Origin of the sequence: Sulfitobacter sabulilitoris, from assembly GCF_005887615.1 — a bacterium.
Lineage (GTDB): Bacteria > Pseudomonadota > Alphaproteobacteria > Rhodobacterales > Rhodobacteraceae > Sulfitobacter_E > Sulfitobacter_E sabulilitoris.
In genome coordinates, this window is sequence record NZ_VANS01000007.1 from 1 (window position 1) to 23,858 (window position 23,858).

The 23,858-nt window shown below is 60.6% G+C and carries 20 protein-coding genes and 1 pseudogene; 12 read left to right on the forward strand and 9 right to left on the reverse strand.

Annotation, left to right across the window (positions count from 1 at the left end):
- A partial coding sequence (locus FDT80_RS17425; protein ID WP_246039991.1) for a DDE-type integrase/transposase/recombinase occupies positions 1-242 on the forward strand: 242 nt, incomplete at its 5' end.
- Positions 243-568: 326 nt separating this feature from the next.
- Positions 569-1,054: pseudogene (locus tag FDT80_RS17430) on the forward strand (IS6 family transposase); the annotation flags it as partial.
- 122 nt (positions 1,055-1,176) lie between these two features.
- Here FDT80_RS17430 and FDT80_RS17435 read toward each other — a convergent pair.
- From FDT80_RS17435 to FDT80_RS17445, 3 genes are read right to left on the reverse strand one after another with little or no spacing between them, the layout of a single operon-like run.
- Complete coding sequence (locus FDT80_RS17435) at positions 1,177-2,523, reverse strand: glycoside hydrolase family 140 protein (protein WP_138663617.1); 1,347 nt, start codon at positions 2,521-2,523, stop codon at positions 1,177-1,179.
- Positions 2,523-3,926 carry a glutamate-1-semialdehyde 2,1-aminomutase gene (locus FDT80_RS17440; protein ID WP_138663618.1) on the reverse strand — a complete coding sequence of 468 codons (1,404 nt, stop codon included), beginning with the start codon at positions 3,924-3,926 and terminating at the stop codon, positions 2,523-2,525. The genes FDT80_RS17435 and FDT80_RS17440 overlap by 1 nt, the downstream gene beginning before the upstream one ends.
- The gene (locus FDT80_RS17445; protein WP_138663619.1) at positions 3,923-5,155 is read right to left on the reverse strand and encodes a glycosyltransferase family 4 protein; all 1,233 of its coding nucleotides are present in this window, start codon (positions 5,153-5,155) and stop codon (positions 3,923-3,925) included. The genes FDT80_RS17440 and FDT80_RS17445 overlap by 4 nt, the downstream gene beginning before the upstream one ends.
- Positions 5,156-5,412: 257 nt before the next feature.
- Here FDT80_RS17445 and FDT80_RS17450 point away from each other — a divergent pair, with 257 nt between their 5' ends.
- Positions 5,413-6,606 carry a polysaccharide pyruvyl transferase family protein gene (locus FDT80_RS17450; protein WP_170311925.1) on the forward strand — a complete coding sequence of 398 codons (1,194 nt, stop codon included), beginning with the start codon at positions 5,413-5,415 and terminating at the stop codon, positions 6,604-6,606.
- 50 nt (positions 6,607-6,656) lie between these two features.
- Here the strand turns inward: FDT80_RS17450 and FDT80_RS17455 are convergent, their stop codons facing one another.
- Both FDT80_RS17455 and FDT80_RS17460 read right to left on the reverse strand, forming a co-directional pair.
- Complete coding sequence (locus tag FDT80_RS17455; protein WP_170311926.1) at positions 6,657-7,649, reverse strand: glycosyltransferase family A protein; 993 nt, start codon at positions 7,647-7,649, stop codon at positions 6,657-6,659.
- Complete coding sequence (locus tag FDT80_RS17460) at positions 7,646-9,190, reverse strand: oligosaccharide flippase family protein (protein ID WP_170311927.1); 1,545 nt, start codon at positions 9,188-9,190, stop codon at positions 7,646-7,648. Before FDT80_RS17460 ends, FDT80_RS17455 begins: the two co-directional genes overlap by 4 nt.
- 113 nt (positions 9,191-9,303) lie before the next feature.
- On the opposite strand from FDT80_RS17460, the gene galE reads away from it, so the two are divergent.
- The 3 genes from galE to FDT80_RS17475 are packed head-to-tail and all read left to right on the forward strand — an operon-like array spanning position 9,304 to position 13,051.
- Positions 9,304-10,656, forward strand: coding sequence for a UDP-glucose 4-epimerase GalE (gene galE / locus FDT80_RS17465; protein WP_246039992.1), 1,353 nt, complete (start codon positions 9,304-9,306; stop codon positions 10,654-10,656).
- Between the two features lie 30 nt (positions 10,657-10,686).
- The gene (locus FDT80_RS17470; RefSeq protein WP_138663623.1) at positions 10,687-11,739 is read left to right on the forward strand and encodes an NAD-dependent epimerase/dehydratase family protein; all 1,053 of its coding nucleotides are present in this window, start codon (positions 10,687-10,689) and stop codon (positions 11,737-11,739) included.
- A gap of 1 nt (position 11,740) precedes the next feature.
- Entirely contained in the window at positions 11,741-13,051 is a 1,311-nt protein-coding gene (locus tag FDT80_RS17475) for a DUF4910 domain-containing protein (RefSeq protein WP_138663624.1), read from the forward strand.
- Here the strand turns inward: FDT80_RS17475 and rfbC are convergent.
- The gene (gene rfbC, locus FDT80_RS17480; protein WP_138663625.1) at positions 13,048-13,620 is read right to left on the reverse strand and encodes a dTDP-4-dehydrorhamnose 3,5-epimerase; all 573 of its coding nucleotides are present in this window, start codon (positions 13,618-13,620) and stop codon (positions 13,048-13,050) included. The two genes, FDT80_RS17475 and rfbC, sit on opposite strands and share 4 nt — an antisense overlap.
- A gap of 254 nt (positions 13,621-13,874) precedes the next feature.
- Between rfbC and FDT80_RS17485 the strand changes: the two genes are divergently transcribed.
- Genes FDT80_RS17485 through FDT80_RS17495 form a run of 3 tightly spaced genes read left to right on the forward strand, consistent with a single transcriptional unit; the run spans position 13,875 to position 16,626 of the window.
- Entirely contained in the window at positions 13,875-15,164 is a 1,290-nt protein-coding gene (locus FDT80_RS17485) for a class I SAM-dependent methyltransferase (protein ID WP_138663626.1), read from the forward strand.
- The gene (locus FDT80_RS17490) at positions 15,161-15,976 is read left to right on the forward strand and encodes a sugar phosphate nucleotidyltransferase (RefSeq protein ID WP_138663627.1); all 816 of its coding nucleotides are present in this window, start codon (positions 15,161-15,163) and stop codon (positions 15,974-15,976) included. Before FDT80_RS17485 ends, FDT80_RS17490 begins: the two co-directional genes overlap by 4 nt.
- Entirely contained in the window at positions 15,973-16,626 is a 654-nt protein-coding gene (locus tag FDT80_RS17495; protein WP_138663628.1) for a PIG-L deacetylase family protein, read from the forward strand. The genes FDT80_RS17490 and FDT80_RS17495 overlap by 4 nt, the downstream gene beginning before the upstream one ends.
- Before the next feature lie 151 nt (positions 16,627-16,777).
- On the opposite strand, the gene FDT80_RS17500 is transcribed toward FDT80_RS17495, so the two are convergent.
- Positions 16,778-17,197: a hypothetical protein gene (locus FDT80_RS17500; RefSeq protein WP_138663629.1), complete on the reverse strand. Its 420-nt coding sequence runs from the start codon at positions 17,195-17,197 to the stop codon at positions 16,778-16,780.
- Between the two features lie 755 nt (positions 17,198-17,952).
- On the opposite strand from FDT80_RS17500, the gene FDT80_RS17505 reads away from it, so the two are divergent.
- The 3 genes from FDT80_RS17505 to FDT80_RS17515 all read left to right on the forward strand — a co-directional run bounded on the left by FDT80_RS17505 (position 17,953) and on the right by FDT80_RS17515 (position 22,172).
- Positions 17,953-18,708 carry a LuxR C-terminal-related transcriptional regulator gene (locus FDT80_RS17505; protein ID WP_170311928.1) on the forward strand — a complete coding sequence of 252 codons (756 nt, stop codon included), beginning with the start codon at positions 17,953-17,955 and terminating at the stop codon, positions 18,706-18,708.
- A 52-nt stretch (positions 18,709-18,760) separates the two neighbouring features.
- Positions 18,761-20,899, forward strand: a complete 2,139-nt coding sequence (locus tag FDT80_RS17510; RefSeq protein WP_138663631.1) for a GumC family protein — start codon at positions 18,761-18,763, stop codon at positions 20,897-20,899.
- Positions 20,900-20,963: 64 nt separating this feature from the next.
- On the forward strand, positions 20,964-22,172 hold the full coding sequence (locus FDT80_RS17515) for a polysaccharide biosynthesis/export family protein (RefSeq protein ID WP_170311929.1): 1,209 nt from the start codon (positions 20,964-20,966) through the stop codon (positions 22,170-22,172).
- Here FDT80_RS17515 and FDT80_RS17520 read toward each other — a convergent pair.
- Both FDT80_RS17520 and FDT80_RS17525 read right to left on the reverse strand, forming a co-directional pair.
- Entirely contained in the window at positions 22,153-23,157 is a 1,005-nt protein-coding gene (locus FDT80_RS17520; RefSeq protein ID WP_138663633.1) for a GDP-L-fucose synthase family protein, read from the reverse strand. The two genes, FDT80_RS17515 and FDT80_RS17520, sit on opposite strands and share 20 nt — an antisense overlap.
- Positions 23,144-23,743 (reverse strand): GDP-mannose 4,6-dehydratase, encoded by a 600-nt coding sequence (locus tag FDT80_RS17525; protein WP_138663634.1) that lies wholly within the window; start codon positions 23,741-23,743, stop codon positions 23,144-23,146. The genes FDT80_RS17520 and FDT80_RS17525 overlap by 14 nt, the downstream gene beginning before the upstream one ends.
- Positions 23,744-23,858: the final 115 nt, after the last annotated feature.

Consider the following 23,858-nt stretch of genomic DNA (forward strand, 5'->3'; position numbering starts at 1 on the left):
CCAGTCGACAGGAAACAGGCCGTTGGCAGAACAACCGGGCAGAGAATTCGCATCTACCTTTCCGACGACGGGAACGCGCGATGCTCCGCTTCCGGCAGATGCGATGTCTGCAGAAATTCGCCGCCGTTCATGCTTTTGTCTGCAACCACTTCAACCAGGAACGCCACCTCTACACACGTGACGATTTCAAGCTGAACCGCGCCGCCGCCCTCGCCGAGTGGCGCCAGCTTTGTTCGGCATAGGTTCAGACATCTGGCGGTGAACTGAGACTGGTTCGAATTGGTCTGACAGCACCGCCATTATCCCCATTGCGAACCAGTGACACCGCCCTGACGGTCACGGATTTTTCCGTGTTATCAAAGGGGTTTGCAGGAACTGACCGAACCTCATAGACGCGCTGCCAGGCCGAGGCTGGGCTCAGAATGGCCCTCAGTCTCAGTTTGGGCGAACCTCGCCCGTTGCGGTTAGGTCCTCTTTTTTTACGCATTTTCAATGGCCTGACTTCGAACCCCGCCAAAACCCAAACGCGCGATCCGAACGACCTCGATGGCGACACAGACGGAACGCGCGGTATTCGAACTGGCAGTGGCACTTGGACGAGGTGTTCGTGAAGATCAACGGCGAGATGCACTATCTTTGGCGGGCTGTGGATCACGAAGGGGAGGTCCTGGAAAGCTTTGTCACAAAGCGCCGTGATCGCAAGGCAGCCTTGAAATTTATCAGGAAAACCATGAAACGCCATGGCCGCGCACATATTTTAGTTACTGACATGCTGCGTTCCTATGGCGCGGCGCTGAAGGTCATCGGCAATGTGGACAAACAGGAAACTGGCCGCTGGCTCAACAATCGAGCCGAGAACTCACACCAGCCATTTAGACGACGAGAGCGGGCTATGCTTCGATTTAGGCGGATGCGAACCTTGCAAAAATTCGTCGCCGTCCATGGCTCAGTCTACAACCATTTCAACGCGGAGCGCCATCTTCACAGCCGATCAAACTTCAAGCTGAACCGTGCTGCCGCTCTGGACGAGTGGCGCGGCCTCTGCGCAGCCTGACAGATTGAGGTTGCTGAAGAACAGAGACTGGTTCGCATTTGTCTGACAGCACCATCGCGGGAGCCTCCCGTTGCCGTCGTGCTGGCCGGACCGATTTCAGGTTGGTGCCGATGGCACAAAGCTCATTGGTCGTCGCACGCGGTCAGACGCAGAAGCCAGTCGCGTGATCCGTTGAAATTCTGCGACCGTGGCGGTTCCGCGACGAAGTCCTCGCCAAGGCTCAAGGGGGTTTTGGGCACTTGGTATTCAGTGCCGTTGCTGGGGTCATACCAGGCCGCGCAAATCGGGCCTGCGGTCAGCGCGCCGGTCTTGAGACGCAGGGTTCCGCCGGATGGCAAATAGGCGATCGCGAACGCGCCATTGCGTGCAACGGCGCATTTCACGTCGCTGAGCGATGTGCGCCACCCACAGAGTGCGCCATCGGCGTCGTCCATCAACAACCACCAGTCTAACGGTTCGAAAAAGGCGCGCATGTGGCTCATGCTCACGGACCCGGCGCCGGACAGTTCTTCCTTCCATCCGCCCGGCGCGTCAAACAGACCACCACTGCTGAAATGCCAGATCGGATTGTTGCCGAAGACATATCCCGCGGCGCCCGCCATGATCGCGCCGTAGGCCGCTTCACGCAGGAATTGCTCGGTCGTTCCGTGTTCGTTTTCGTAAAGGCTCTCTATCATGATCACGGGCAGGGCATATCTGTCCCGCTTCCGCGTCGCGACCTTTTCGAAGACGTCTTGGTAGGTGTATGCGGTATCGAGATCGAGCCATGAAGCGTCCTCCCACAGAGCGGCGGTGACGGTGTCGCGACGGGAATGGACAGTCTGCAATGCGTTCGGGTCGGTTGCACGGATCCCCTCCGCGATGGCGGAAACCAGCGAAGGATCAGGGGAATCCTCGTCGCCCCCCTGGGTCCAGATGATGTTCTCAAGATCACCGAAACGGCGACCGAGATATTGCCCGTAGCTGCGCAGCTGGTCCGGTCCGGCCTTTCTGATCTCGCCGTACCACCCCTGCCCACCGCCGCCGGTGCCGATGTAGGCGGGCGTCAGGAACACCGCGAACCCCAGTGCCTCGGCGCGCCGGAGCACCCAGTGGACATGATCGAAATAGTCCTCGTTGGTTTCGGCGAAGGGCGTGTCGCCATTGAAAGGCAGCATACCATAGGCGTTGGCAGGCGGGTTTGAGCTGAACTGGTGTTCGATGATACTCACCAGCAGCGCATTGAAGCCACGCGCCTTGCGATCTTCCAGATAGAGTTCGACATCTTCCCTTCTCAGCTGAACCATAAGCGACCAGGCCGCATCGCCGACGATCAGCACTGGTCGGCCTTCGGCGTCCAGAAGATGGCTCTGGTCGGTCGAGACCGACAGCGGAAACACGAGAGATCGCCAGGGAAGGGTGCTGCCGCCCAAGCTGAACAAGGCCACGATCATGGCCAGCGCCATGAGCGTGCGACCCGTAGGTCCCATCACGCCCTTTCCGCTCGAACGGCGGCGGCAGGGCCGGGTGGGGTGTTGTAGCTGCGGTAAACGACCTGGGAGGGGCGGCCGACCAGATACCGTTCGACCCCGTCTTCGAGAGCGTCGCGGTAGACCTTGAGCGCGCCATCGAACGCCGCCACGGTCGCGTCGATGTCCGCCGTTTGATGGCTGTAGCTGACCACGAGCGACGGCGCGAGTACGCCGCGCCGGATCGTCTCTTGAAGAAGGAGCGAGCGAAAGGGCTGGGACGCAACGCCCTCCGTATCCAGCGTCTGGTAGGCGATACAGCAGTCACGCCCCGTCAGCCGCACATGTGACTGCAATCCGTGCCCTGCGATCGCGTCGTCAAGTCCCCTGCGCAGCGCCGCACCGATATCGTGCAGATGGTCAATCACCGGCTCGTCACGGTAGACTCGCATCGTCTCCGTCGTCGCGGCCAGAGCGTGAGTCTCCGCTCCGTGGGTCGTGGACAGCAGGAATACCCGCTTGCGGTCCGTGTGTTCCAGCCCGCCAAGGCGCATGAATTCCCGTTTTCCGCAGAGCGCCGAGACGGAAAAGCCGTTGCCCATCGCTTTTCCGAAGGTGGCAAGGTCCGGCTCGATTCCATAGACCTGCTGACCGCCGCCGCGGCTCCAGCGAAAACCGGTGATCATCTCGTCCAGAATGAAAAGCGCACCGTCGCGGTGCGTGAGATCCCGCAAAGCCGCGAGATAGCCGGGCGCCGGATCCTCCCCCCGCGCGGGTTCGAGAATGACCGCGGCGATGCGACCGCTGTATCGCGCAAAGAGGGCGCGCGCGTCCGCGATGTCGTCGTAGCGAAAGCTGACCGTCAGATCACGCACGGATTTGGGCACGCCGTCGTTCACCGGCGTCGTTCCGATGAACCAGTCGTCCGTCGAGAAGAACGGATGATCCGCGCAGATCGCGATCAACTCCCTTCCGGTATAGGCGCGGGCGAGGCGCACCGCCGCGGATGTGGCGTCCGATCCGTCCTTGCAGAATTTGACCATTTCCGCCGCCGGGATGGAGTCGAGAAACATTTCCGCGCAGTCCGTCTCGAACGGCGTTGGACGGGTGAAGTTGCAACCGAAGTCGAGTGCGCGCCGCGCCGCTTCCACAACGGACGGGTAGCAGTGCCCGAGACCGACCGCCCGGTTTCCCATGCCGTATTCGATGTATTCGGTGCCATCGACATCCCAGACGCGGCAGCCGTACCCGCGGCGAAGGAAGCCGGGTGCAAGGGCGGGATATTGATCGTCGCCTTTCGCGTAGGTGTGCGCCCCGCCCGGTATCATGGCGTGTGCACGCTGGCGCAATGCGTCGGATGCGGCAAAGCGCCCCGCGTCCGACTGTGCAAGCCTGCCCTTAAGTCCGCCGACATGGTTTTTCATTGCAACCTGCCTTCCGCGCGAAAGCGCAGTTTTAGTCGCTCTTGCGCGACACGCAGCGCGTTCTTGACCGGTCTTGGCAGATAAGTCCGCAAACCGGGGTGAAGCCCGCGAGGCAGGCGCCATTCTGCGAAGGATACAGGGGGGGCGATGGGAGGCCGGTGCAACTTCAAGGCGTGGATCAACTTTCCATATTCCTGTCCCATGCGCGCCCCTCCAAAGTGGTCTGCCGCTGTTGCGCGCGCGGCTGCGCTCAGTTCCGCTCGCCAAGCCGGATCGGCTCTGAGCGCGTCGAGGGCTTCTGCCGCGGCCGTCGCATTTCCGACCGGGAAAAGCAGTCCGTTGCGTTCGTTTTCGACGATCGTGTTGGTGACACCGTCGATCCAGGACGCGACGGGAATGCAGCCCATCGCCATCGCTTCGATCAGCGCCATCGGCATGCCTTCGAACCGCGAGGGCATGATCAGCGCATCGTGCCGCGCAAGGAGTGTCGGCACCTCGGTTTGCGGTGTTGCGCCAATCATCGCGGCGCGGTGTTCCAGCACTGAGAGCGCAATCTTCAGACGTTTCGAGTCCGGTCCATCGCCCGCTACTGTCAGCGTCACGTCGTCGTGGACGCGTTTCAGTATGGCGGGCAGAAGAAGCACGCCTTTCGACGCATCCTCGATCCGGCCCAGGAACAGGGTGCGAAGCCCGGTCGCGGTGCCCCGTGCCGGCGTATCGACGCTCAGCTTTGGCATCGTCACAGCGTTGCGAATGACCGAAATCCGATCCGGCGCAAAGCCGCGACGTCGGCAAAGGTCATCGCGGGCTCGGTCGCAGACGCAGACGATTGCATGAACATGGTCGCGAATTGCGGACGCAGCCGCATAGGTTCCGGGGGTGATATTGTGCACGATCATGATGCGAAGATACCGCGCCGGAATATGGCGGATGAGATTTGTCGAAGCCTGATCGCTCAGCACGTTCACGAACACGCCGTCGTAACCGCCTGCATCGAGCCGCGCGGCCATCTCTCTGGCCTGCGCCTCGCCGGGATCCGCGCCAGAACTGCCGATCGCCTCGCCCGACTTCATTTCATCGGCCCACCGTGCGTCCGCGAGGAGGGCCCTTTCATCGGCGGGGCCCATCCAGCGCAACTCGATGTCATGGGCGCGCAGTTCCGCGCGAAGACTGGAGTAGACCGTAAAGGTGCCACCGACATGAGGAGTGACCAAAAATGCGAATTTCATCGTCACACCCCCAAGAAGATGAACAGCCCGCGCAGCACGCCGAAAGTCCGTGGACCGAAGGTGCGTTTTCGAAGGTTGCTTTCCCGGAGTTTACCGCGCCGCAGCATCCCCGGTATTGGTGCCTTTGATAGGCGCACAGACGAAAGCGGTAGCGCGATACCCGATTGGAGTAGGCGAGCCATCGAGAAATTCAGGCTGGCCGAGGCTGTTTCGGCTCTCTCATGGTATCAAGGCACTCGTTCCAGGAAGGAGGCACCATGAGGGTCGCGCTACTCGGTCAGTTTGGGTCCGGAAACTATGGCAATGATGGATCGCTGACGGCAATGGTCGCGTCGCTTCGCAGATTGGTGCCGGAGGCTGAACTTTTGTGTATTTGCTCCGGACCGACTGAGGTGCGCAGGCGTCTGGGCGTGCCTTCCGTGTCGATCGGCGCGCCGGCGTTCGTTTCGGCGCGGGCCCGCGCGTTGGATCGCTACGCCTTCCGGATCCCGAACCGCATACGGGGGCTTTTGGCGGCCTTGTCGGCCTGCCGCGGCGTCGATGCAGTGATCGTTCCGGGGACGGGGATCCTTGACGATTTCCACGACCGCGCCTCCGGATGGCCATTTGTCCTGTTGCGGTGGTGCATCGCCGCGCGTCTTGCCGGCGCGCGGATCGCGTTCATCAGTGTCGGCGCCGGTCCAATCCGGGGTCGGCTCAGCCGGCGGTACCTGACCTGGGCCGCTGCTCTGGCCCATCATCGGACCTACAGGGACGAAGGTTCGCGGGATTTCATGGTGTCGGTCGGCCTGGACGCAAGTCATGACCTTATTTTTCCTGATCTTGCGCTCGGCCTTTCGCCCCCCCCGCGCTCTCTCGTGAAGGTTGCTCAGACAACTGTCGCTGTCGGACTGATCAGCTATTTCGGCTGGGTGAAAGACGGCACCGACAGTGAGGCAATCTTTGAGGCATACCTCGAGAAGATGGTCGCCTTTGTCGAGTGGCTGCGCTGCCAAGGGTGCCATGTTCATCTTCTCGGCGGCGATGACAGCGATGCCCGGGCCGTCACCGCTTTGCTCGACCGTATCGACGGCGATCAGGCGCTCCGCGGCTCGGGCGCGGTGACCATCGGCACCGGGAGATCGCTCGAGGGCGTGATGGAGGAGCTGACGCATTGCGACATGGTTGTCGCCTCCCGGTTCCACAATGTGCTCTGCGCCCTTCGGGTCCGCCGCCCGACCCTGTCCATCGGCTATGCCGAGAAGAACCGCGCGCTGCTTACAGCCGCTGGGCTTGGTCCGTTCTGTCTGGACATCGACAGCCTGGATCTCGAAACACTCAAGTCGCGGTTTTTGGCGCTCCGCTCGGAAAAATGCAACCTCATCCCCCGGATCGATGAATTTCTGACGGAAGCGGAGCGTCAGCTCGCCCAGCAGGACGCGAGTTTGCTCCGGTTCCTGAAAGACGCCTAGCGATCCTCACGGCAGGACCGAAACCACCGATTCCGACGGCAGGTCTCCCGTCAGTCACATCTGGGAGACGTACGCCGCACCACGGCAGCGAGAGACTGAGCCAGCCTTGCACGGGCGTCAGGACGCTTGAGCAGGTAGTCGAACGGCGGCAGCACCGCCATCTCCGGCGCCTTGCCGAGAGCATAACGCATGAGGCTCCAACCGCCGGGATCGCCCCGCGACCATGCCCCGAGTGCCGCCCAGTAGGCGCGTGCGGCAAACCCGCGGCGGGCGAGACGTCGCAGATTGCGGACCCCGGCAAGCGCAACGCCTTCGCGCGAAAAGAAAGACTCGGCTGCCGCCTCGGTCTGGCGGATATGCAGCACCTGCCGTGCCCGCAGCGTGCCGGAGCGATTGTCGGCATGATTGCCGATCATGCCCTGCACGTTGTCCAGCACCGCAACATCACCGAGCAGTGCAAGGCGCAGCCATAGTTCGTAATCGTCACTGTGCAAAAGCTCCTCGCGGTAATGCCCCGTCTCCTTGTGTGCCGAAGTGCGCGTGACGAGCGTCGGACCGGGGATCTGGAACACGCCCAGGCGACAGAAACGTTCAATGAAGTCTTGACCTGACAGCCTGTGCCAGCGCGCCCGCTCCAGACCGGTGGCCAGTTGCGGTACTGGCTGGTCCCGCAGGAAACCGACATCGCGTCCGTAGCAAAAGGCGAGGGTCGGGTCCTGCGCCAAAACTTCCCCGGCGCGGCGCAGCGCGCCCGGTGACAGCAGGTCATCCGAGCACAGGATCAGGAAGCAATCGGATGCGGCCCAGTCCACGGCTTCGTTGAAGGATGAATGCGGCCCGAGATTGCGGGGGTGAAGCCGCAATTCGACGCGCGGATCGGCATCGGCGATCTCCCTTGCAATACGGGCGCTGTCATCAGTGGACGCATTGTCGATGATCAGGATCCGCAGAGCATCGACATCCTGGCTCGCGACGCTGGCCACGCAGTCGTGCAGATATCGACCGTAATTGTAGTTCGGGATGGCGACATCGAAGCTGGTCATCGCCGCGCGCCCGCCCTTAGCGGGGAAATCCCACGCATTTCGTATCCTCTGTTCCGCATCTGAACACACATCAACTCGACCTCCTTGCGCAGCGGATGGCGACATACCCAAAGTCCCGCAAGCCAGCCCGGAACGGTGAGGACGCCGCAAAGAACCGCCTCGAGCGGCATCATTCCAAGACCGCTCTCGGACCGCAGGACAAAGGCACACGGCAGAACAAGCGACGAGACGAGCACCGCGGCGTTTCGCAGTGTTTCCAGCGCCAGTTCGCCCCACGCGAAACCTATCCGCTTTCGCGCGATCCGCAGCGAGATCCAGGCATAGAACGGGAGCGTGATGAACTGGCTGGCGGCCATCGCCGTCAGGCTGAAAAAGCTTGCTCCCACGATGATCACAGCGCCGAACCCACGCCCGTAAAGGCTTGCAAGAAAGGCCTCCCGGTTCGCGCCGAGGGCGAAAAGGGTTGGCGTCGTGATGATCATCGGCACCCAGAAGATCGCAGCGACAGAGAGCAACCGCAGGAGCGGTACGACAGGCTCCCAGCCTTCGCCAAGCGTGAAGGAGACGATGGGATCTGCAATGAGTGCGACAAGGGCGAGCGCCGGGCAATAGACCGCAGCGATATAGCTGAACGCTTTCAAATATGCCGACTTCAGGTCGCCGCCTTCCCGAACGCGCGCCGCAAGTGCAGGAAACGTGAACGAGAAAACCGCCGACATCATGAAGCGGTCGGGGATCCCGCTCAGCACGGTCGATCGGTTGTAGATGCCGACTGCGGCGTGCGACATCGTCCGACCAAGCACGAGCTGGGGGAGCGCCTCGTAGACGCGGTCGATCACGGTCATGGCGCCCTTGCTCCCGCCGAAGGACAGCACGGCCCGCCATGTGGCAAGGGAGGGGCGGATCGGCAGACGCATCGGTGCCCACGCAACCGACAGAGCCGCTTTCGTCGCCGCACCGACCGCCTGGCCCCACGCAACGCTGATCAGCCCGAATCCCGCATCGGCGAGAAGGATGGTGGTGCCCGCCGTGGCCACCGCTGCTGCCACATTGACGCGAGCCAGAACGGAGAACGCCATCTCTCGACGCAAAAGCGCCTGGGTCGGCGAGGATACGGCGTCGGCGAGGCCGGCCAGGCACATTACATAGAGAAAGACAGCGATGCCCGGTGCTGCATAGGCGGCCTCAATGAGGCCGGCCGCGCCGAAGAGGATGGCGGAGACCGCCGCGCTGGCCGAGGCCGCGATCGTGAATGCCGTGTTGATATCGCTTCTGTCGAGCGCGCGGCGTTGAATCAGAAAATCCGCGCTTGCGAACTCTTTCGCCGCGAAGGCGATGGTCGAGACACCGATGCCGATCGCCGCAACGCCGATTTCGGCGGCGGTCAGCAATCGCGAAACTGCGGCGATACTCGCCAGACCTACAATCGCAACAATGTATTGTTCGATGCTCGCGAAAAAAAATGCACGGCGCATCCGGTCCGCCCTCCAATGATGCGCCGCCGGGCGCGCCGACGCGCGTTGCAACAGCGGTGCCGTCACATCCACACGCTCCGAACCTAGCAGATCCCGGGCAGGGCAGGGCAGCGCCGTTCGGTCAGGTCCTACGCCAAATGGCGGAGAGGGGGCGATTGAATGGCTGATACGGGTCCACCGTGAAGGGTGTCGTGAGTGCGCGGCGCGCCCATTTGAACGCGCGGGCGTCAGATCGGCTGAAAGGCTTAGTCGGAGGTTCAAATTGCGGGGTCAGGTGCCGCCCGCCGCCAGTGCACCGTCCTAGTGGCACACCGCATCGAACGGACGGCGGTAAAAAGGTCAGGCGGATCGCGAATGTTAGACAGGAGGAAGTTGCGTTGACTGCACCGAAACCGATTTCGCCGCTGGTATTGGCGACCGGGGGCGCTGGATTTGTCGGCTCCCACGTCGTCGTCTCGTTGCTGACCTGCGGTTTCGACGTCGTCGTGCTCGACGATTTCAGCAATTCGCAAGTCGAGGCGGCGCGGCGGATCAACAAACTCGCCGGCGGCCGCAGGGCCAAGTTCGTGCGCGGTGACGTTGCCGATCTGCGCACGCTTCGCGACCTCTTCCGGACGCACCGTTTCGACGCGGTCATACATTTTGCCGGATTGAAGGCGGTGGGGGAATCCGTCGCAGCGCCCGAACGGTACTACGATGTGAATGTCTCGGGATCGGCGCGACTGCTCGCGACGATGGCCGAGCATGATGTGAGCCGTTTTGTCTTTTCATCCTCCGCGACCGTCTACGGTCTGGCGGAAAAGGTTCCTATTGCGGAAGACGCCCCGCTGGACCCGACCAACCCTTACGGCCGGACAAAGCTCATCGTCGAGACGCTTCTGGCGGATGTCGCCGCCGCGCGAACGCAGACGCAGATTGTCATGCTGCGTTATTTCAACCCGGTCGGCGCACATCCGAGCGGCATGTTGGGCGAGGATCCCATCGGGGAGCCGACAAATCTTTTTCCGCTCATCGCACGCAGCGTGGGACTTGCCGGGCAGCCGCTCAGGATATTCGGCACGGATTATCCGACGCCGGACGGAACCTGCATTCGCGACTACATCCATGTCCAGGATCTGGCGGATGGTCACATCGCTGCCCTCAGCGCGCTCCTCTCGACGGACCTGGCGCGCGGTGTCGCGCTTCCGATCAATCTCGGTAACGGTCACGGCGCCAGCGTTCGGCAGGCGGTCGCCGCGTTCGAGGTGGCATCGGGCCGCACCGTGCCGACGATCGACGCGCCTCAGCGGCCCGGCGACGTTGCCGCAAGTATTGCCGATCCGTCGCGTGCCGCAGCACTGCTGGGCTGGCGCCCCCGCCGCGATCTGGATGCGATGTGCCGCGACATGTGGCGGTTTCGTGTCTTGAACCCGCAGGGATATCGCGACGCCGCCGAGGAACATGAGACACCGCGCTTTGCACCATCGCCGCCCCCCGTGTTGGCAGGCGCGCCGCCCACGTTCACAGATGCCATTCGCGGCGATACGCGATAACGTCATTTACCGTTTAGAAAGGTCCACAAGATGCGTGTTCTCGTTACCGGAAACCGAGGATATATCGGTTCGCTTATGACTCCAATCCTCAGCAGTGCCGGGCATGATGTCGTCGGGCTGGACGTCGATCTTTACCGGAACTGCGGCTATGCGCCCGGCGGCGCACTTCCCGATACGCCCACCATCATCAAGGATGTCCGTGACGTTGTCGCGGCCGACCTCCAGGGCTTCGACGCGATCATACACCTCGCAGCGCTGTCGAACGATCCGCTCGGCGATCTGGATGAAAGTGTCACCTACAGTATCAATCACCAGGGCAGCGTTAGACTTGCCAAGCTGGCAAAGTCGGCCGGCGTCAAGCGGTTCCTCTTTGCATCATCGTGCAGCAATTACGGTCGGGCCGGCGACGGAATGGTCAACGAGGACAGCGCGCTTTCCCCGGTCACGGCCTACGGGCGCTCCAAGGTCATGAGCGAACGCGACATCGCGCCCCTGGCGGACGAAACCTTTTGCCCGACGTTCCTGCGGCCCGCGACGGCCTACGGGCTTTCGCCACGGCTGCGCTTTGACATCGTCTTGAACAACCTGGTCGCCTGGGCGGTGGCGAAGGGGGTCATTCTGCTCAAGTCGGATGGTAGTCCGCTCAGGCCCATCGTTCATATCGAGGACATCTCGCGTGCTTTCCTCGCAGTGCTGGAGGCACCGGTTGCCAAGGTCTGCGGCGAAGCCTTCAACGTCGGTTCGACGACCCAGAACTACCGGATCAAGGATATCGCCGAAATCGTTTCCGAAGTCGTGCCGAACTGCAGGGTGGAATTCGCCGCCGATGCGGGCCCCGACACACGGTCGTACCGCGTTGACTTCGGCAAGTTGGAGCGCGTTCTACCGGGCGCGCGTCCGCAGTGGGATGCCCGGTTGGGTGCGCAGGAGCTTTACGCAGCCTACAAGACCGCGCCTGCCGACGTCGAGGCGTTCGAGGGTCCGAGGTATCAGCGCATTGGTTGTATTCGGAACCTGATCGCATCCGGCGTGATCGACAAGGACCTCCGGTTCAGGGAGTCGGCAGTCACTGCTGCGGTCTGAGATGGATTTGACTCCGACCGGGATGGAGAGGGACACCGCCGCACCGACCCTCGGGGCGCGGATCCACGCGATCGCTGCCGAGTTGTATCCGATCTGCCGGAGCCTTGCGGGACCCGGCGCGCGCGCGACGCTCGATGTTGTCGAAAGGCAAATTGCGCTGAAGCGGGTCGAAACGCCGACCGGCACACCGGCGCACGACTGGGCGACACCGCTGGAATGGCGCGTGCACGACGCCTGGATCCGAGATCCTTCCGGGCGCGTCGTCGTGGATTTCAGCGACTGCAATCTGCATGTTCTGAACTACAGCGTCGCTTTTCGCGGACGGATGACGCTTGATGCCCTGCGCAGCCATATCTTTACCCTTCCCGAGCAGCCGGACCTGATCCCCTACCGGACATCCTACTACGAAGATCAATGGGGGTTCTGCATGCGGTACGCCGACGTCGAAAAGCTGCCCGCCGAGGGGCTTTACGACGTCTGCATCGACGCCGAGCATGTCGTCGGCGCGATGAGCCACGGCGAACACCTGATCCGTGGCGACACGGACCGCGAGTTTGTTCTCACCACGCATATCTGTCATCCGTCACTCGCAAACGACAATTGCTCCGGCATCGCCGTGCTGACCGAACTGGCCAAGACCCTCGCCGGGCGCGATCTGCGTTGGAGTTATCGTTTTATCTTTGCTCCGGCGACGATCGGGGCGCTTGCCTGGCTGGCGCGAAACCCCGAGGTCGTGGACAGGATCGATCACGGCCTCGTCGTGTCCTGCCTGGGCGATGCGGGTGGGCCGAATTACAAACGCAGTCGACGCGGCGACGCGCCGATCGACCGCGCGATGGCGCATGTGATGACGGGGGCTGCTTCAACCGGCACGATCCGCGATTTCGCGCCCGAAGGTTACGACGAAAGGCAGTTCTGTTCCCCCGGGTACGACCTGCCATTCGGCCTTCTACAACGAAGCATCCACGCCACTTTTCCGCAATATCACACCTCTGCGGACAATCTCGATTTCATCCGCCCCGAATATCTCGCTGCCTCTCACGACACGATCCTCGAAGCGATCGAGATCATCGAGGCAGACTATTGCCCCTTGAACCTGTCGCCGATGGGCGAGCCTCAGCTAGGACGACGAGGTCTTTATGGTCCGGTCGGAGGCGGCGCGCAGATTTTCGATATCGACGCGATCCGCTGGGTGCTCAACCTCGCTGACGGGTGTCATTCCCTGTTGGACATCGCCGAGCGCTCCGGCCTTCGCTTTCGCGTGGTGGCCGCCGCCGCAGAGCGGCTTCGGCAGGCCCGGTTGCTCACCTAGAAGACGGGCTGCGCGCTTTGGGCGGCATCCGCAGGATCGCTGTCACAAAGACGCGGCCACGACAGATCCTTTTCGCTGATCGCGGTAACGGGTCGTGGCCAAGTGATGCCGATGTCGGAATCGTCGAACCGAATGCCATTGGCAGAACCGGGCGCGTAGGCGCATGAGATCAGGTAGTGCGTCACCGCATGGTCCGTGAGCGACTGGAAGCCGTGCGCGAAGCCGGCGGGAATATAAAACTGGCGGCCGTTCTCGGCGCTCAACTCGAACGCGCGCCAGTGGCCATAGCTTTGCGAACCGCTTCTGAGATCGACCGCAACATCCCAGATCGCGCCGGAGACGCAAGAGACCAGCTTTACCTCGCCATCGGGGGGGCGCTGAAAATGCAGTCCCCGCAATGTGCCCTTGCGTTTCGACATGGAGCGACTGTGCTGGACGAACTGCGTTTCCAGGCCGTGCTCGGCGAACTCCCGGGCGCAAAAGGTTCGGGCGAACGCCCCCCGCTCGTCCGTGAAGGGTTCCTGCTCTGTCACGAACAGCCCATCTATTCCGGTTTCCATGAATTTCATGTCTCGCGCCCTTGCTGTGCACCCGACGTCTGGCAGAACATCATACTGTACCCAAGGGGGCAGAGGCTTCAACTCCTTCCTCTTAGGAGGGTTGCAATGTCCCAAGGGCGTAGGCCGCCCTACCCAATTGGAGTTACCCCCCGCCGTATCGCCAAGTTCTGGTGCGCCCGGCCGCACCGTACCGTCGGTTGGGTACGGCGCTTGATCACCGGTCAAGCGAAAAGCCGGACGCTGCGGCATAGGGAAAAATATCAATGAACGTTCAAAATGAACTCGGCCAATACGCAGATGCGACACATACGTCGCTCTGTCGGCTCTGCGGCGCGGCGCTTCGCCATTCCGTCGTCGACCTCGGAATGTCCCCACCCTGCGAAAGCTTCCTGCCGCGCGAACTCGTCGACGCCGCCGAGCTCTACTATCCGCTGCATGTGATGGTCTGCGAGGACTGCATGCTTGTCCAGCTTCGCGACTACGTCCAGCCGGAGGATATCTTTACCGAGTATGCCTATTTCTCCTCCTTCTCGACGAGTTGGGTCGAGCATGCGCGCCAGTTCACGGTCATGGCGACAGAGCGTTTCGGCCTCGGTCCGCAAAGCTTCGTCGTAGAACTGGCAAGCAACGACGGATACCTTCTCCAGCATTTCGGTCCGCTTGGCGTGCCGGTGCTGGGTGTTGAACCGGCGGCGAATGTCGCCGCCGCTGCGGAGCGCCGGGGGGTCCCGACCCGTGTCGAATTCTTCGGCACCGCGCTGGCCGACCGGATGCTTGGCGAAGGCCTCGCGGCGGATCTGATCATCGGCAACAACGTGCTGGCGCAGGTGCCGGATCTGAACGATTTCGTGCAAGGCGCGTCGCGGTTGCTGAAACCCGATGGGGTAGCGACGTTCGAGTTTCCGCATGTGGGGCGGCTGCTGTCGGAAAACCAGTTCGATACGATCTACCATGAACATTATTCGTACTTCTCTCTTTTGACCATAGAGCGGATGGCCGCAAATCACGGGCTCCACGTCTTTGACGTCGAGACGCTGCCGACGCATGGTGGCTCGCTGCGCGTGTACCTGGCCAAGATCGGTGCGGCGCATGCACCCACCCCTGCCGTGGCCGATTTTCGCGCGTCCGAACGCGCGGAAGGTCTTTATGAACTTGCCACCTACCAGGCATTCGAAGAAAGCGCGCGGCGCACGAAGCGGGAGCTTCTGGCCTTCCTCATCACGGCGAAAGATCAAGGCAAGACGATCTGCGGCTACGGTGCGCCCGGCAAGGGCAACACGCTTCTCAATTACTGCGGCATCGGGACGGATTTCCTCGACTTCACCGTTGATCGCAATCCTTACAAGCATGGCCGGTTCACACCCGGAATGCGGATTCCGATCCAGCCGGTAGAGGCTATCGACGCGGCAAAGCCGGACTACATCCTGATCCTGCCGTGGAACCTGCGTGACGAGATCGTCTCTCAGATGGGCCATGTCGCGGACTGGGGCGGTTCGTTCGTTGTGCCAATTCCCCGTGTCGAAATTGTAACTCCTGAAGGGAGATCGCTATGAAGGTCGTGCTGTTTTGCGGTGGTCTCGGAACACGGATTCGCGAGTATTCCGAAAATGTGCCGAAACCGATGATCCCGATCGGCCATCAGCCGATCATCCGGCATCTCATGCAATATTATTCGGAGCGCGGTCACACGGATTTCGTGCTGTGCCTGGGCTACAAGGGGAATGTGATCAAGGATTTCTTCCTCCAGAGCCGACCGCAGACATTCACCGATTGCGTCGTGTCAGCGGGCGGGCAAAAGGTCGAGGTCCTGGGGGAGGCGGAGCTTGACTGGCGCGTTTCGCTGATCGACACAGGCATCTGGCGCAACATCGGGCAACGCCTCTGGGCGGTGCGCAGCCAGGTGGAAAAGGAACCGATGTTCCTTGCGAACTACAGCGACGGACTGAGTGACCTCGATCTTGACGGCATGATCCGACGGTTCGAGGAAAGCGGCAAGGTGGCCTGCTTTCTCGCCGTGCGCCCGCCACTCACCTATCATCTGGTCGATGCGGATGAGGATGGCAGGGTGCGGGAATTCCGGTCTTCGAGTTCGTCTGATATCTGGATCAATGGCGGCTTCTTCATCTTCCGCTCCGAAATTTTCGACTATATGCGCGATGGCGAAGAACTTGTCCTCGAGCCGTTCACGCGTCTGATTGCCGAGGATCAGTTGCTTGCCTACAGATACGAAGGATTCTGGCGTTCGATGGACACGCTTCGTGACTGGCAGTCCCTTCAGGACATGGTCGAGCGCGGCGAGACGCCCTGGCTGACGAAGAACGACGGAGCCCCCGGTAGCCCGGCCCAGAGGGTCGGGTTCTCTTGATCCGGCTGGATCTGCTTGGAGGTCGTGAACGGCTGTCGCTTCTGTGCATCGGCGCGCACTCGGACGACATTGAGATCGGCGCCGGCGGTCTGATCCTCACGCTGATGCGCGTCGGTGTCCCGGTCGATGTTCACTGGTGCGTGCTCAGTGCGCAAGGCGTGCGAGGCGAGGAGGCTCGCGCATCTGCTGCGGATTTCCTCGCGGGCGCTGCCTCCCATCATGTCGATTGCGGTGCATTCCAGGATTCTTTGTTCCCAAGCCAGAGCCCGGCGATCAAATCCTGGCTGATTGACGTGCGAAGTCGATTTTCGCCCGATGTGGTATTGGTCCATGGTCGGGACGACGCCCATCAGGATCACCGGGAACTTGCGGCGCTCGCGTGGAACCTGTTCCGCGATCAGGCGATCCTCGAATACGAGATTCCGAAATGGGACGGCGATCTTGGTCGTCCCAATATCTACGCGGCGATGGAGGCCGCGGTGATGGGTCGCAAGATCGAGTTGTTGGTCCGACATTTTGGCAGCCAGCGTTCCAAGGACTGGTTCGATCCGGAGACGTTCCGCGGGCTTGCGCGCTTGCGCGGTATGGAATGCCGGGCGCCCGAGCGCTTTGCGGAGGCTTTCGTCGCTCGGAAACTGCGGATCATCTGAACGCCGGAATTTTATCAAAGCGCGTTGCGCACGCCACAAGCGGCGAACCGACGCTTTAGCTTTGTGCGTGCTACCGTTGGATGTTGAATCTGTTCAAAGCGAGAAATGGTATCCGAATGCGATGTCTTTTCATAAACTTCTGACGGCAAAATCAAAACCGATTGTGGAATTCGAGGCGCTCAACGAATTGCTGGATCGATCCTGAAAATTCCCAGGCGGAGCGTTGATTACTCACGACGATCCTCTCGGCTTGTTGTTTCTCGTCCTCGCAGAAGGATGGATGGGGCGCTCGACTTCGCTCACCAATAATAGGAGTCAGAAACGGGACATACGTCTGCCGGGTAATTCGTTCTACGCTCACGGATCCGTCGATGAACACGTCGGCCATGAACTGATTCCGGTCACCGAAGTCGAGGTAAGCGAGTTGCGGAAGCCGACAGACGTCATTCTGCGTCGGAGTTCGCCGGAGGTCGTCGCGGCCCTGATCCGGGAAGTGGTGCGAGATGCCGGAACCATTTGGGAACATCTTGTCAATATCGGTCGACGTGAACCCAAGGACCAAACGGGGCATCTGCTTCTTGAGTTGGGCGTACGTCTTTAGTTGATTGGCCTCGGGGGCAGGACGTGTTTCAAATGACCACAGACGCAATGGTTGCGCGCTGATGCGCTCGGATTAAACCCGACAAAATTCAATTGTGTGCTCGGCTGGTTGAAAGAATCCGGGCCAGTTGTCTTTCACAATAGTATTTTCGAGATTCAGAATCCGGAAAAGTTGGTAAAATTTTGCCGATTTCGACTTGTACGATTTTGATCAGATGCGTTGCCTTCGTGTACGGCGGCTCATATTTGAGCAAATCTCAGATGTATCAAGCTCAAGGCATAGTCTGACACGGTGAATTTTGCTTCCACCATAAGCCGATCCACGCGAAAATTACCGTTCAAAATCAGTTCAATTTAATGTACTATTATCACAAATGGGTATGATAAATGTCATTTTTTTGGGCGAATCTTCGCTTATGCTGATTGTCGCTTATGTTGATTGCCCACGGAGCCTTAAAGACAGCTGTTTGGGTGATTTTAATTCTGCGCGAGTTTGTCAAGTCCTGAATTCGTAGAATGCCAAGACTGCAATAATGCAGCTTTGATCTGTCTGGGTAAAGTAGCGGAGTACAATTTCTCTGTCGCCGTTTCGGCGATATCCAGAGGCATGTGAAAAAGTTTCTATAATTTTGAGTAAGTCGTCGGAGATCTGGAGGGAATGGGGCATTTCTGTCTATCGGCAAGATTAACTTTTCATTCGAGTTAAAATTTATGTGGGGGCATAAAATGACTTATTCTAAGGTCGGTTTTCCGCGACATGATACGGCGGAAATCGTGAGTAATAAAAACGGAGCGTTCCACCAAATCAAAGACCGAAATGTGCCTGGGGATGCGCTGACAGCGGAACTGATCGAACCGCGGACATTTGAGCGTGAGTGCTTTGAATGCTCGGTCAGATCGTTCGCGTCGGACATGATATTCGAAACATTCGAGTCGGTGGATGAGTGGAAGTCGGCCGAGCGGTCCGATGGGACTTCGCGGGTGGTGCTTTTCAATATCGGCGGCCAAAGGATCGGCGACGCATCCGTTCGTGCCGACCTGACCAATCTTGTTCGGCTGGCCGGCAAGACACCCGTGATCGTTCTGGCGATATCCGAAATTCTGGAAGATATGCTGGATGCGGTGGAATACGGTGCCAAAGGCTACATTCCCGCAAGCGTCGGGGTCGCCGTAATGCTTGACGCGACCAGACTGGCGGCGAGTGGTGGCGTTTTCCTGCCGGCGATGGCGGTCTGTGCAATGCGCGAACAGCTCAGGGCCGCCGCCGACGATCACGCCAACGAAGGCGCGATGTTCACCAAGCGTCAGGCCTCGGTGGCGGATGCATTGCGGCGGGGCAAGGCCAACAAGGTCATCGCCTACGAATTGGGTATGTGTGAAAGCACGGTCAAGGTTCACATTCGAACGATCATGAAGCGATTGAAAGCAAGCAATCGAACCGAAGCGGCCTACAAGCTCCATGAAATGCAGAATGGCCAATAAGACATTCTGATGCTCGAAATTGAATGAGTCCTTATGGATCTTGGGGGTTAATATGATCATGCCGTCTACCAATGAATCCGAAGATGGTATTTCGAATTTCCTTCGTTGGGCATGGGAATGGAAATTTACCCTTCTCACTCCGACGCTGATCAGCGTGTTTCTTGCGATCACATCTTTTACCTACGTGCCTCCACAATATACGTCGCAGGCGGTCCTCATAATGGACGTTCGTCAGCGGCAGGTATTGCCGGGAGAATCCTTTATTTCTCCGCTGATAAAGGACAATCCGGTCATTAAGACCGAACTTGACATAATCTCGTCCCGAAATACGGCCGCTTACGTCGTTGATCTGCTTTCGGATCGCGGTATCGAGGTGACGCCGCCGTCCGAAAAGGTCAGTCCCTTCGTTCTGCTGGGGCGCGCGATTGGCGACATCATTGGCGCCTCCACGGCCTCGGCCCAGCCGATCGGCCAAATGCCTTCGAAAACTCGGCTGACCGCTGAAAGCGACCGCTCCAAGATCGACGATCTTCTCGCGGGCTTGCGGGTCTCCAACGACGGCAGATCCTACACAATGTTCATCGAATATGTTTCGCCCGACAGGGTGTTCGCCGCAGAGGCTGCTAACGCTTTCGCGGACGCCTATCTGCATAAACAGCTTGAAATCTACAACGACGCCGCCGCGAAGGCCCGTGATTTTCTGGGGCCGCGCGTCGAGAGCCTTCGCGCCCAGCTCGAGCAAGCGGAACTCAATCGCCAGGATCGCCGCCAAAAGGCAGGGTTGACGCCGGCCGGGGATGGAACGCTCCTCGTGCAGCGGCTCGCCGATCTCAGCAAGGAACTGGCAGCGGTGCGCGCAGCGGTCGCTGAGGCGCGCGCGCGCCTCGAAACGGCCAGAAACAGCTCGCCCGCGGCGGGGACGAGTGTCGATTCTCCGCAAATCCAGGCATTGGTGGTCGAAAAATCCAACCTTGAGCGCGAGCGCGCCAATCTGATCCAACACGGCGCTCTGAGAAGCCAGACACTGGTCGAGATCGAACGGAGCCTCAATGCCGTCGATGAGAAGATGAACGAAGAATTCCTGAGGATATTGGGCCGTTTCGAACAGGAGATCGTGGTACAGGAGCGCAAGAAGACAATCATCGAAGCAGAGATTGAACGGATGCGCGACGCGTTGGAGAGAAACGCCGGTTTCGTGATCGAGGTGGCGCAACTTGACCGCGAAGTAGAGGCATCCAGCGCCATCTACGAAAGCTACCTGTCGCGCTACAAGGAGACGATCGAACAGGATGGCATAGCGGTTCCCGACGCGCGCCTGATCTCTGCCGCAGAGCCGGGCGTACGGGACGGGGCCGGAAGACTGGCGAAATGGCTGATGGCCAGCGTTGTGATCGGGGCGTCGGTTGGCGGTGTCGGCGCGCTTGGCCGCAGCGCGATCGACGCAAAGAAGGCGAGCCCGGAAGGGGTCGTCGCCGAAACCGGCGCCGCGGTTCTCGGGTTCATTCCGCGGCTTTCTGCTGCAAAGCTGCGTCAGTCGAGCGCCGCCTGGAGTTCGGCATTTTCCCTCATTCAGATGAATTCCATGCTGCCTCTCAAGAACAAGGCTTGTTCGGTCGTCGCCATCACATCCTTGGCGAAGGGCGACGGCAAGACCACCGTTTCGAACGGTCTGGCGCAGGCCCTTGCGACCTCGGGCGTGCGTTCCCTGCTGGTAGACTGCTGCACACGAGAGCCGCAAATCTCGCCCAGCCATCGCGTTTCCGGTCAGAAGGCGTCGGTGAAATCGAATGCCGACGCGCCTATGCTTACTCCCGAGAACCTCAAGAAGACGCCTTGGAATGATGATGTTCTGAGGCTTGGAAATACCGATGCGCCGGTGTCGTTCTCGGTTCAGATACGCCAAATCAAGGCGGTGATACAGGAGGCGCGCGAAAAATACGACGTCGTCATCCTGGATTGTCCGGCCATGGGCGATCACCCCGAAACGACACATTTGGCGGCCCTGTCCGATCTTGCGATCCAGGTTGTGCGCTGGCCCCGTTCGCGGATGTCCGATGTCCGGACCGCGCTTGCACAATTGGCGACGATCGTTCCCGAGCAGCGGGTGGGCACCGTGTTCGTGGGGTTGGATCATGACAATCACCCGTTCCGGGTTATGAACGGCAATACCGGACAGCTAGCGGAGGTCTGATGAAATGCGGCAGATATACGGATTCATCATCGGGCGGCCTTTGCAGAACCGCTGTCCCTTGATCTTGTCGGCCAAGATGATTGCAATCGTCCTGCTCGCGATCTGCCCGCTGATCGGACGCGCGGTCGCCGCAGAGGCGACATATCGCGTACACCAGGGCGACCGCATCGGGATCGCGATCTTGGGCGAACCCGATATTTCGGGCGAATATGCGGTCAATATCGACGGGACGCTGACGCATCCTTTGGCCGGAGATGTGGTGGCAGTAGGGCAAACACTGGATGAACTTCGTGCCGAACTGTCCGAGCGACTTGGCGCATATTTGCCCAGCCCCACACTCACCGTCGGCATCACGGCCTATTCGCCGGTCTTCGTTGTCGGCGATGTCGAGCGCAACGGTGAATATGCCTTTCGACCGGGCATGACAGCGCTGCAACTTCTCGCGATGTCCGGCGGTCCGAGACGGGAAATCAGACCCGACCGCGAAGGTGTCTTTGCCATCATCGCCGCAGAGCGTGATTACGCCGAATTCTCACTGAGATTGTTCAGCAGCCAAGTGGCGCTGGCCCGGTACAGGGCCGAGCTCAACTCCGGAGATTTCGAATTCGATGCAACGCCGCCCCGTGTTGTCGCCAAGGCGGACTCCGACTTCATCGTTCAGAACGAGCGCAAGCTGTTCGACCTACGCGTTGCAGCGCGGCTGTCCGAGGACGCCGGATTGGAAGCACAGGTCCAAAGCTATCAGGGCGAGATAGATCTGTTGGAACAAGGCATCTCGCTTCATGATGAGGAACTGGAACTCCTTGCGGAAGACGTGCAAGCGGTGGCGCAACTGGTCGAGCGTGGGCTGTCTACGCCGACGCGGCTGCGCGATGTCCAAAGGACGCAATCCGCAACACGGCGCGACGCTCTGGACCTGCAGGCTGCCCTTGCGCGCGCCCGGCAGGGAAGTCTTGATGTCCAGCGCCGCAGGAACGATGCGGCCGCGGCCTTCCGGAGCGCGGCCGGTGAGGGACTGCGTCAGACGGAGCTTCAGATTGCGTCGTTGCAACTCGCCCTCGACGTCGTTGAAAAGACACTTGCGACCTATGCCGGGGTGCCGGATACGTCCCGCGCTGCCCCAGGCACGCCAGACCTCGAACTGAGCGTCCTGCGCGCGGGCGACGACGGGCTGGTGGAACGGATCGTGTCGGAAAACGCGCAGTTGGAACCGGGGGATGTCCTGCGGGTCGAACGGCGGGTTCTGACGACCCTCAGCCAGCAGCTGCAGTGATATGATGTGTATCTGCGCTGGACATGGTTTCGACGCGGGACAACCAGTGAGCGTGCAGTTCGCTCACGCCTTGTCTGAGCGAAACGCGCGGTCGCCATCCAAGGGACCTCAGGCGCGATGCGTCGATCTTCTTGCGTGGCGCGCCGTCCGGCTTTGAGCGGTCAAAGATGATTTCGCCTTCGAAGCCAGCCACTTCGGCAATCAGCCTCGCAAGTCCCCCGATGGAGATTTCCTCGCCCGAGCCGATATTCATCAGATCCTCGCCCTCGTAGACTTCCGCCAGAAACACGCAGGCTCTCGCAAGATCGTCCACATGCAGGAACTCCCGCAACGGCGTACCACTGCCCCAGATCGTCACGGTTTCTGCCCCGGTGCGGGACGCTTCGGCGAACCGTCGAACCAGCGCCGGCATCACATGTGACGTCACCGTGTCGAAATTGTCATTCGGACCGTAAAGATTGGTGGGCATCAGACCGATGTACCGACGGCCATACTGCCGCGCGTAAAACTGTCCGAGTTTCAGCGCAGCGACCTTGGCGACGGCATATCCTTCGTTGGTCGGCTCGAACGGCCCCGTCAGCAAGGCGCATTCTGCCATCGGCTGGGCCGCATCGCGCGGGTAGATGCAGCTCGATCCGAGGATGACCACCTTCTCGACGTCACATTCATGCGCCGCGGAAATGATGTTGGCGTTGATCATCAGGTTTTCGTAAAGGAAATCCGCCGGTGCCGCGCTGTTTCCCATGATCCCGCCAACCTTCCCGGCGGCGATAAAGATGACTTCTGGCCGGTGCTTGCGCATCCAGGTCTCGACCTGTGCCTGACGCAGCAGGTCAAGTTCACCTCTGTCCGCCGTGATCGGATCACAGCCGCGCCGCCGCAGTTCCCGCGCAATTGCGGAACCGACGAGGCCCCGATGACCGGCGATCCACACCAGCTTTTCCGCAACCTTGCAGCGCGTTCGCGCCTTTTCAACACTCGGCATGGAGGGTTCCTTTCATTGCTTGTCGCGCCGATGCAAGGTCCGCCTCGACCATTTCGGCGACCAGACAGTCGAGCGAGATTTTCGGCTGCCAGCCGAATTTGTCGCGCGCCTTGTCCGCGCAGCCCTGCGAGAAATCGACCTTCGTCGGTCGGAAATGGCTTGGGTCAAAAACGATGATCGCTTCGCCTGAGCGTTTGCGACGATCGAACTTTTCCACGTCGTTTCCGTCCCATTCCAGGGAAGTACCGGTGATTTCAAAGAAACGCTCGACGACGTCGCGGACGGTTTGGCATTCCCCCGGTGCAAGCACATAGTCCTCGGGTTCGTCCTGCGGCAGGATGCACCAATTTTCGTCGACATAGTCGCTGGCGTGGCCCCCGTCCTGCTGGGCGCTCAGAGTGCCAAGCCTGAGATGATTCTGGAATCCGCGGGTGATCGCGGCAACGCCGCAAGTGATCTTGGGGGGCACCGAAGTCCCGCCGCGCAATGGACTTTCTTGGTTGAAAAGGATCCAGTTCGAAGCGTGCATGCCGTATGCTCCGTCCTGACCGGTCACGCTGATGGTCAACGCCGTCTTTCCGCTCATGCCTCGACCTCCGGTTTATGCCAACTCACGATCCGGTTGCACAATGGCGTCCCTGTCGGCGACGGCCATCTGAATGCTGTGCAAGCATGGCGCGAAGTGCGGCAGCCAAGGCACC

Coding starts and splice junctions, on each gene's coding strand:
- FDT80_RS17440 (WP_138663618.1), bottom strand. CDS start 3,926: ATGAAAAACCATGTCGGCGGACTTAAGGGCAGGCTTGCACAGTCGGAC.
- FDT80_RS17500 (WP_138663629.1), bottom strand. CDS start 17,197: ATGCCCCGTTTGGTCCTTGGGTTCACGTCGACCGATATTGACAAGATG.
- FDT80_RS17470 (WP_138663623.1), top strand. CDS start 10,687: ATGCGTGTTCTCGTTACCGGAAACCGAGGATATATCGGTTCGCTTATG.
- FDT80_RS17510 (WP_138663631.1), top strand. CDS start 18,761: ATGATCATGCCGTCTACCAATGAATCCGAAGATGGTATTTCGAATTTC.
- FDT80_RS17455 (WP_170311926.1), bottom strand. CDS start 7,649: ATGACCAGCTTCGATGTCGCCATCCCGAACTACAATTACGGTCGATAT.
- FDT80_RS17485 (WP_138663626.1), top strand. CDS start 13,875: ATGAACGTTCAAAATGAACTCGGCCAATACGCAGATGCGACACATACG.
- FDT80_RS17435 (WP_138663617.1), bottom strand. CDS start 2,523: ATGGGACCTACGGGTCGCACGCTCATGGCGCTGGCCATGATCGTGGCC.
- FDT80_RS17450 (WP_170311925.1), top strand. CDS start 5,413: ATGAGGGTCGCGCTACTCGGTCAGTTTGGGTCCGGAAACTATGGCAAT.
- FDT80_RS17475 (WP_138663624.1), top strand. CDS start 11,741: ATGGATTTGACTCCGACCGGGATGGAGAGGGACACCGCCGCACCGACC.
- FDT80_RS17525 (WP_138663634.1), bottom strand. CDS start 23,743: ATGAGCGGAAAGACGGCGTTGACCATCAGCGTGACCGGTCAGGACGGA.
- FDT80_RS17505 (WP_170311928.1), top strand. CDS start 17,953: ATGACTTATTCTAAGGTCGGTTTTCCGCGACATGATACGGCGGAAATC.
- FDT80_RS17445 (WP_138663619.1), bottom strand. CDS start 5,155: ATGAAATTCGCATTTTTGGTCACTCCTCATGTCGGTGGCACCTTTACG.
- rfbC (WP_138663625.1), bottom strand. CDS start 13,620: ATGAAATTCATGGAAACCGGAATAGATGGGCTGTTCGTGACAGAGCAG.
- FDT80_RS17520 (WP_138663633.1), bottom strand. CDS start 23,157: ATGCCGAGTGTTGAAAAGGCGCGAACGCGCTGCAAGGTTGCGGAAAAG.
- FDT80_RS17490 (WP_138663627.1), top strand. CDS start 15,161: ATGAAGGTCGTGCTGTTTTGCGGTGGTCTCGGAACACGGATTCGCGAG.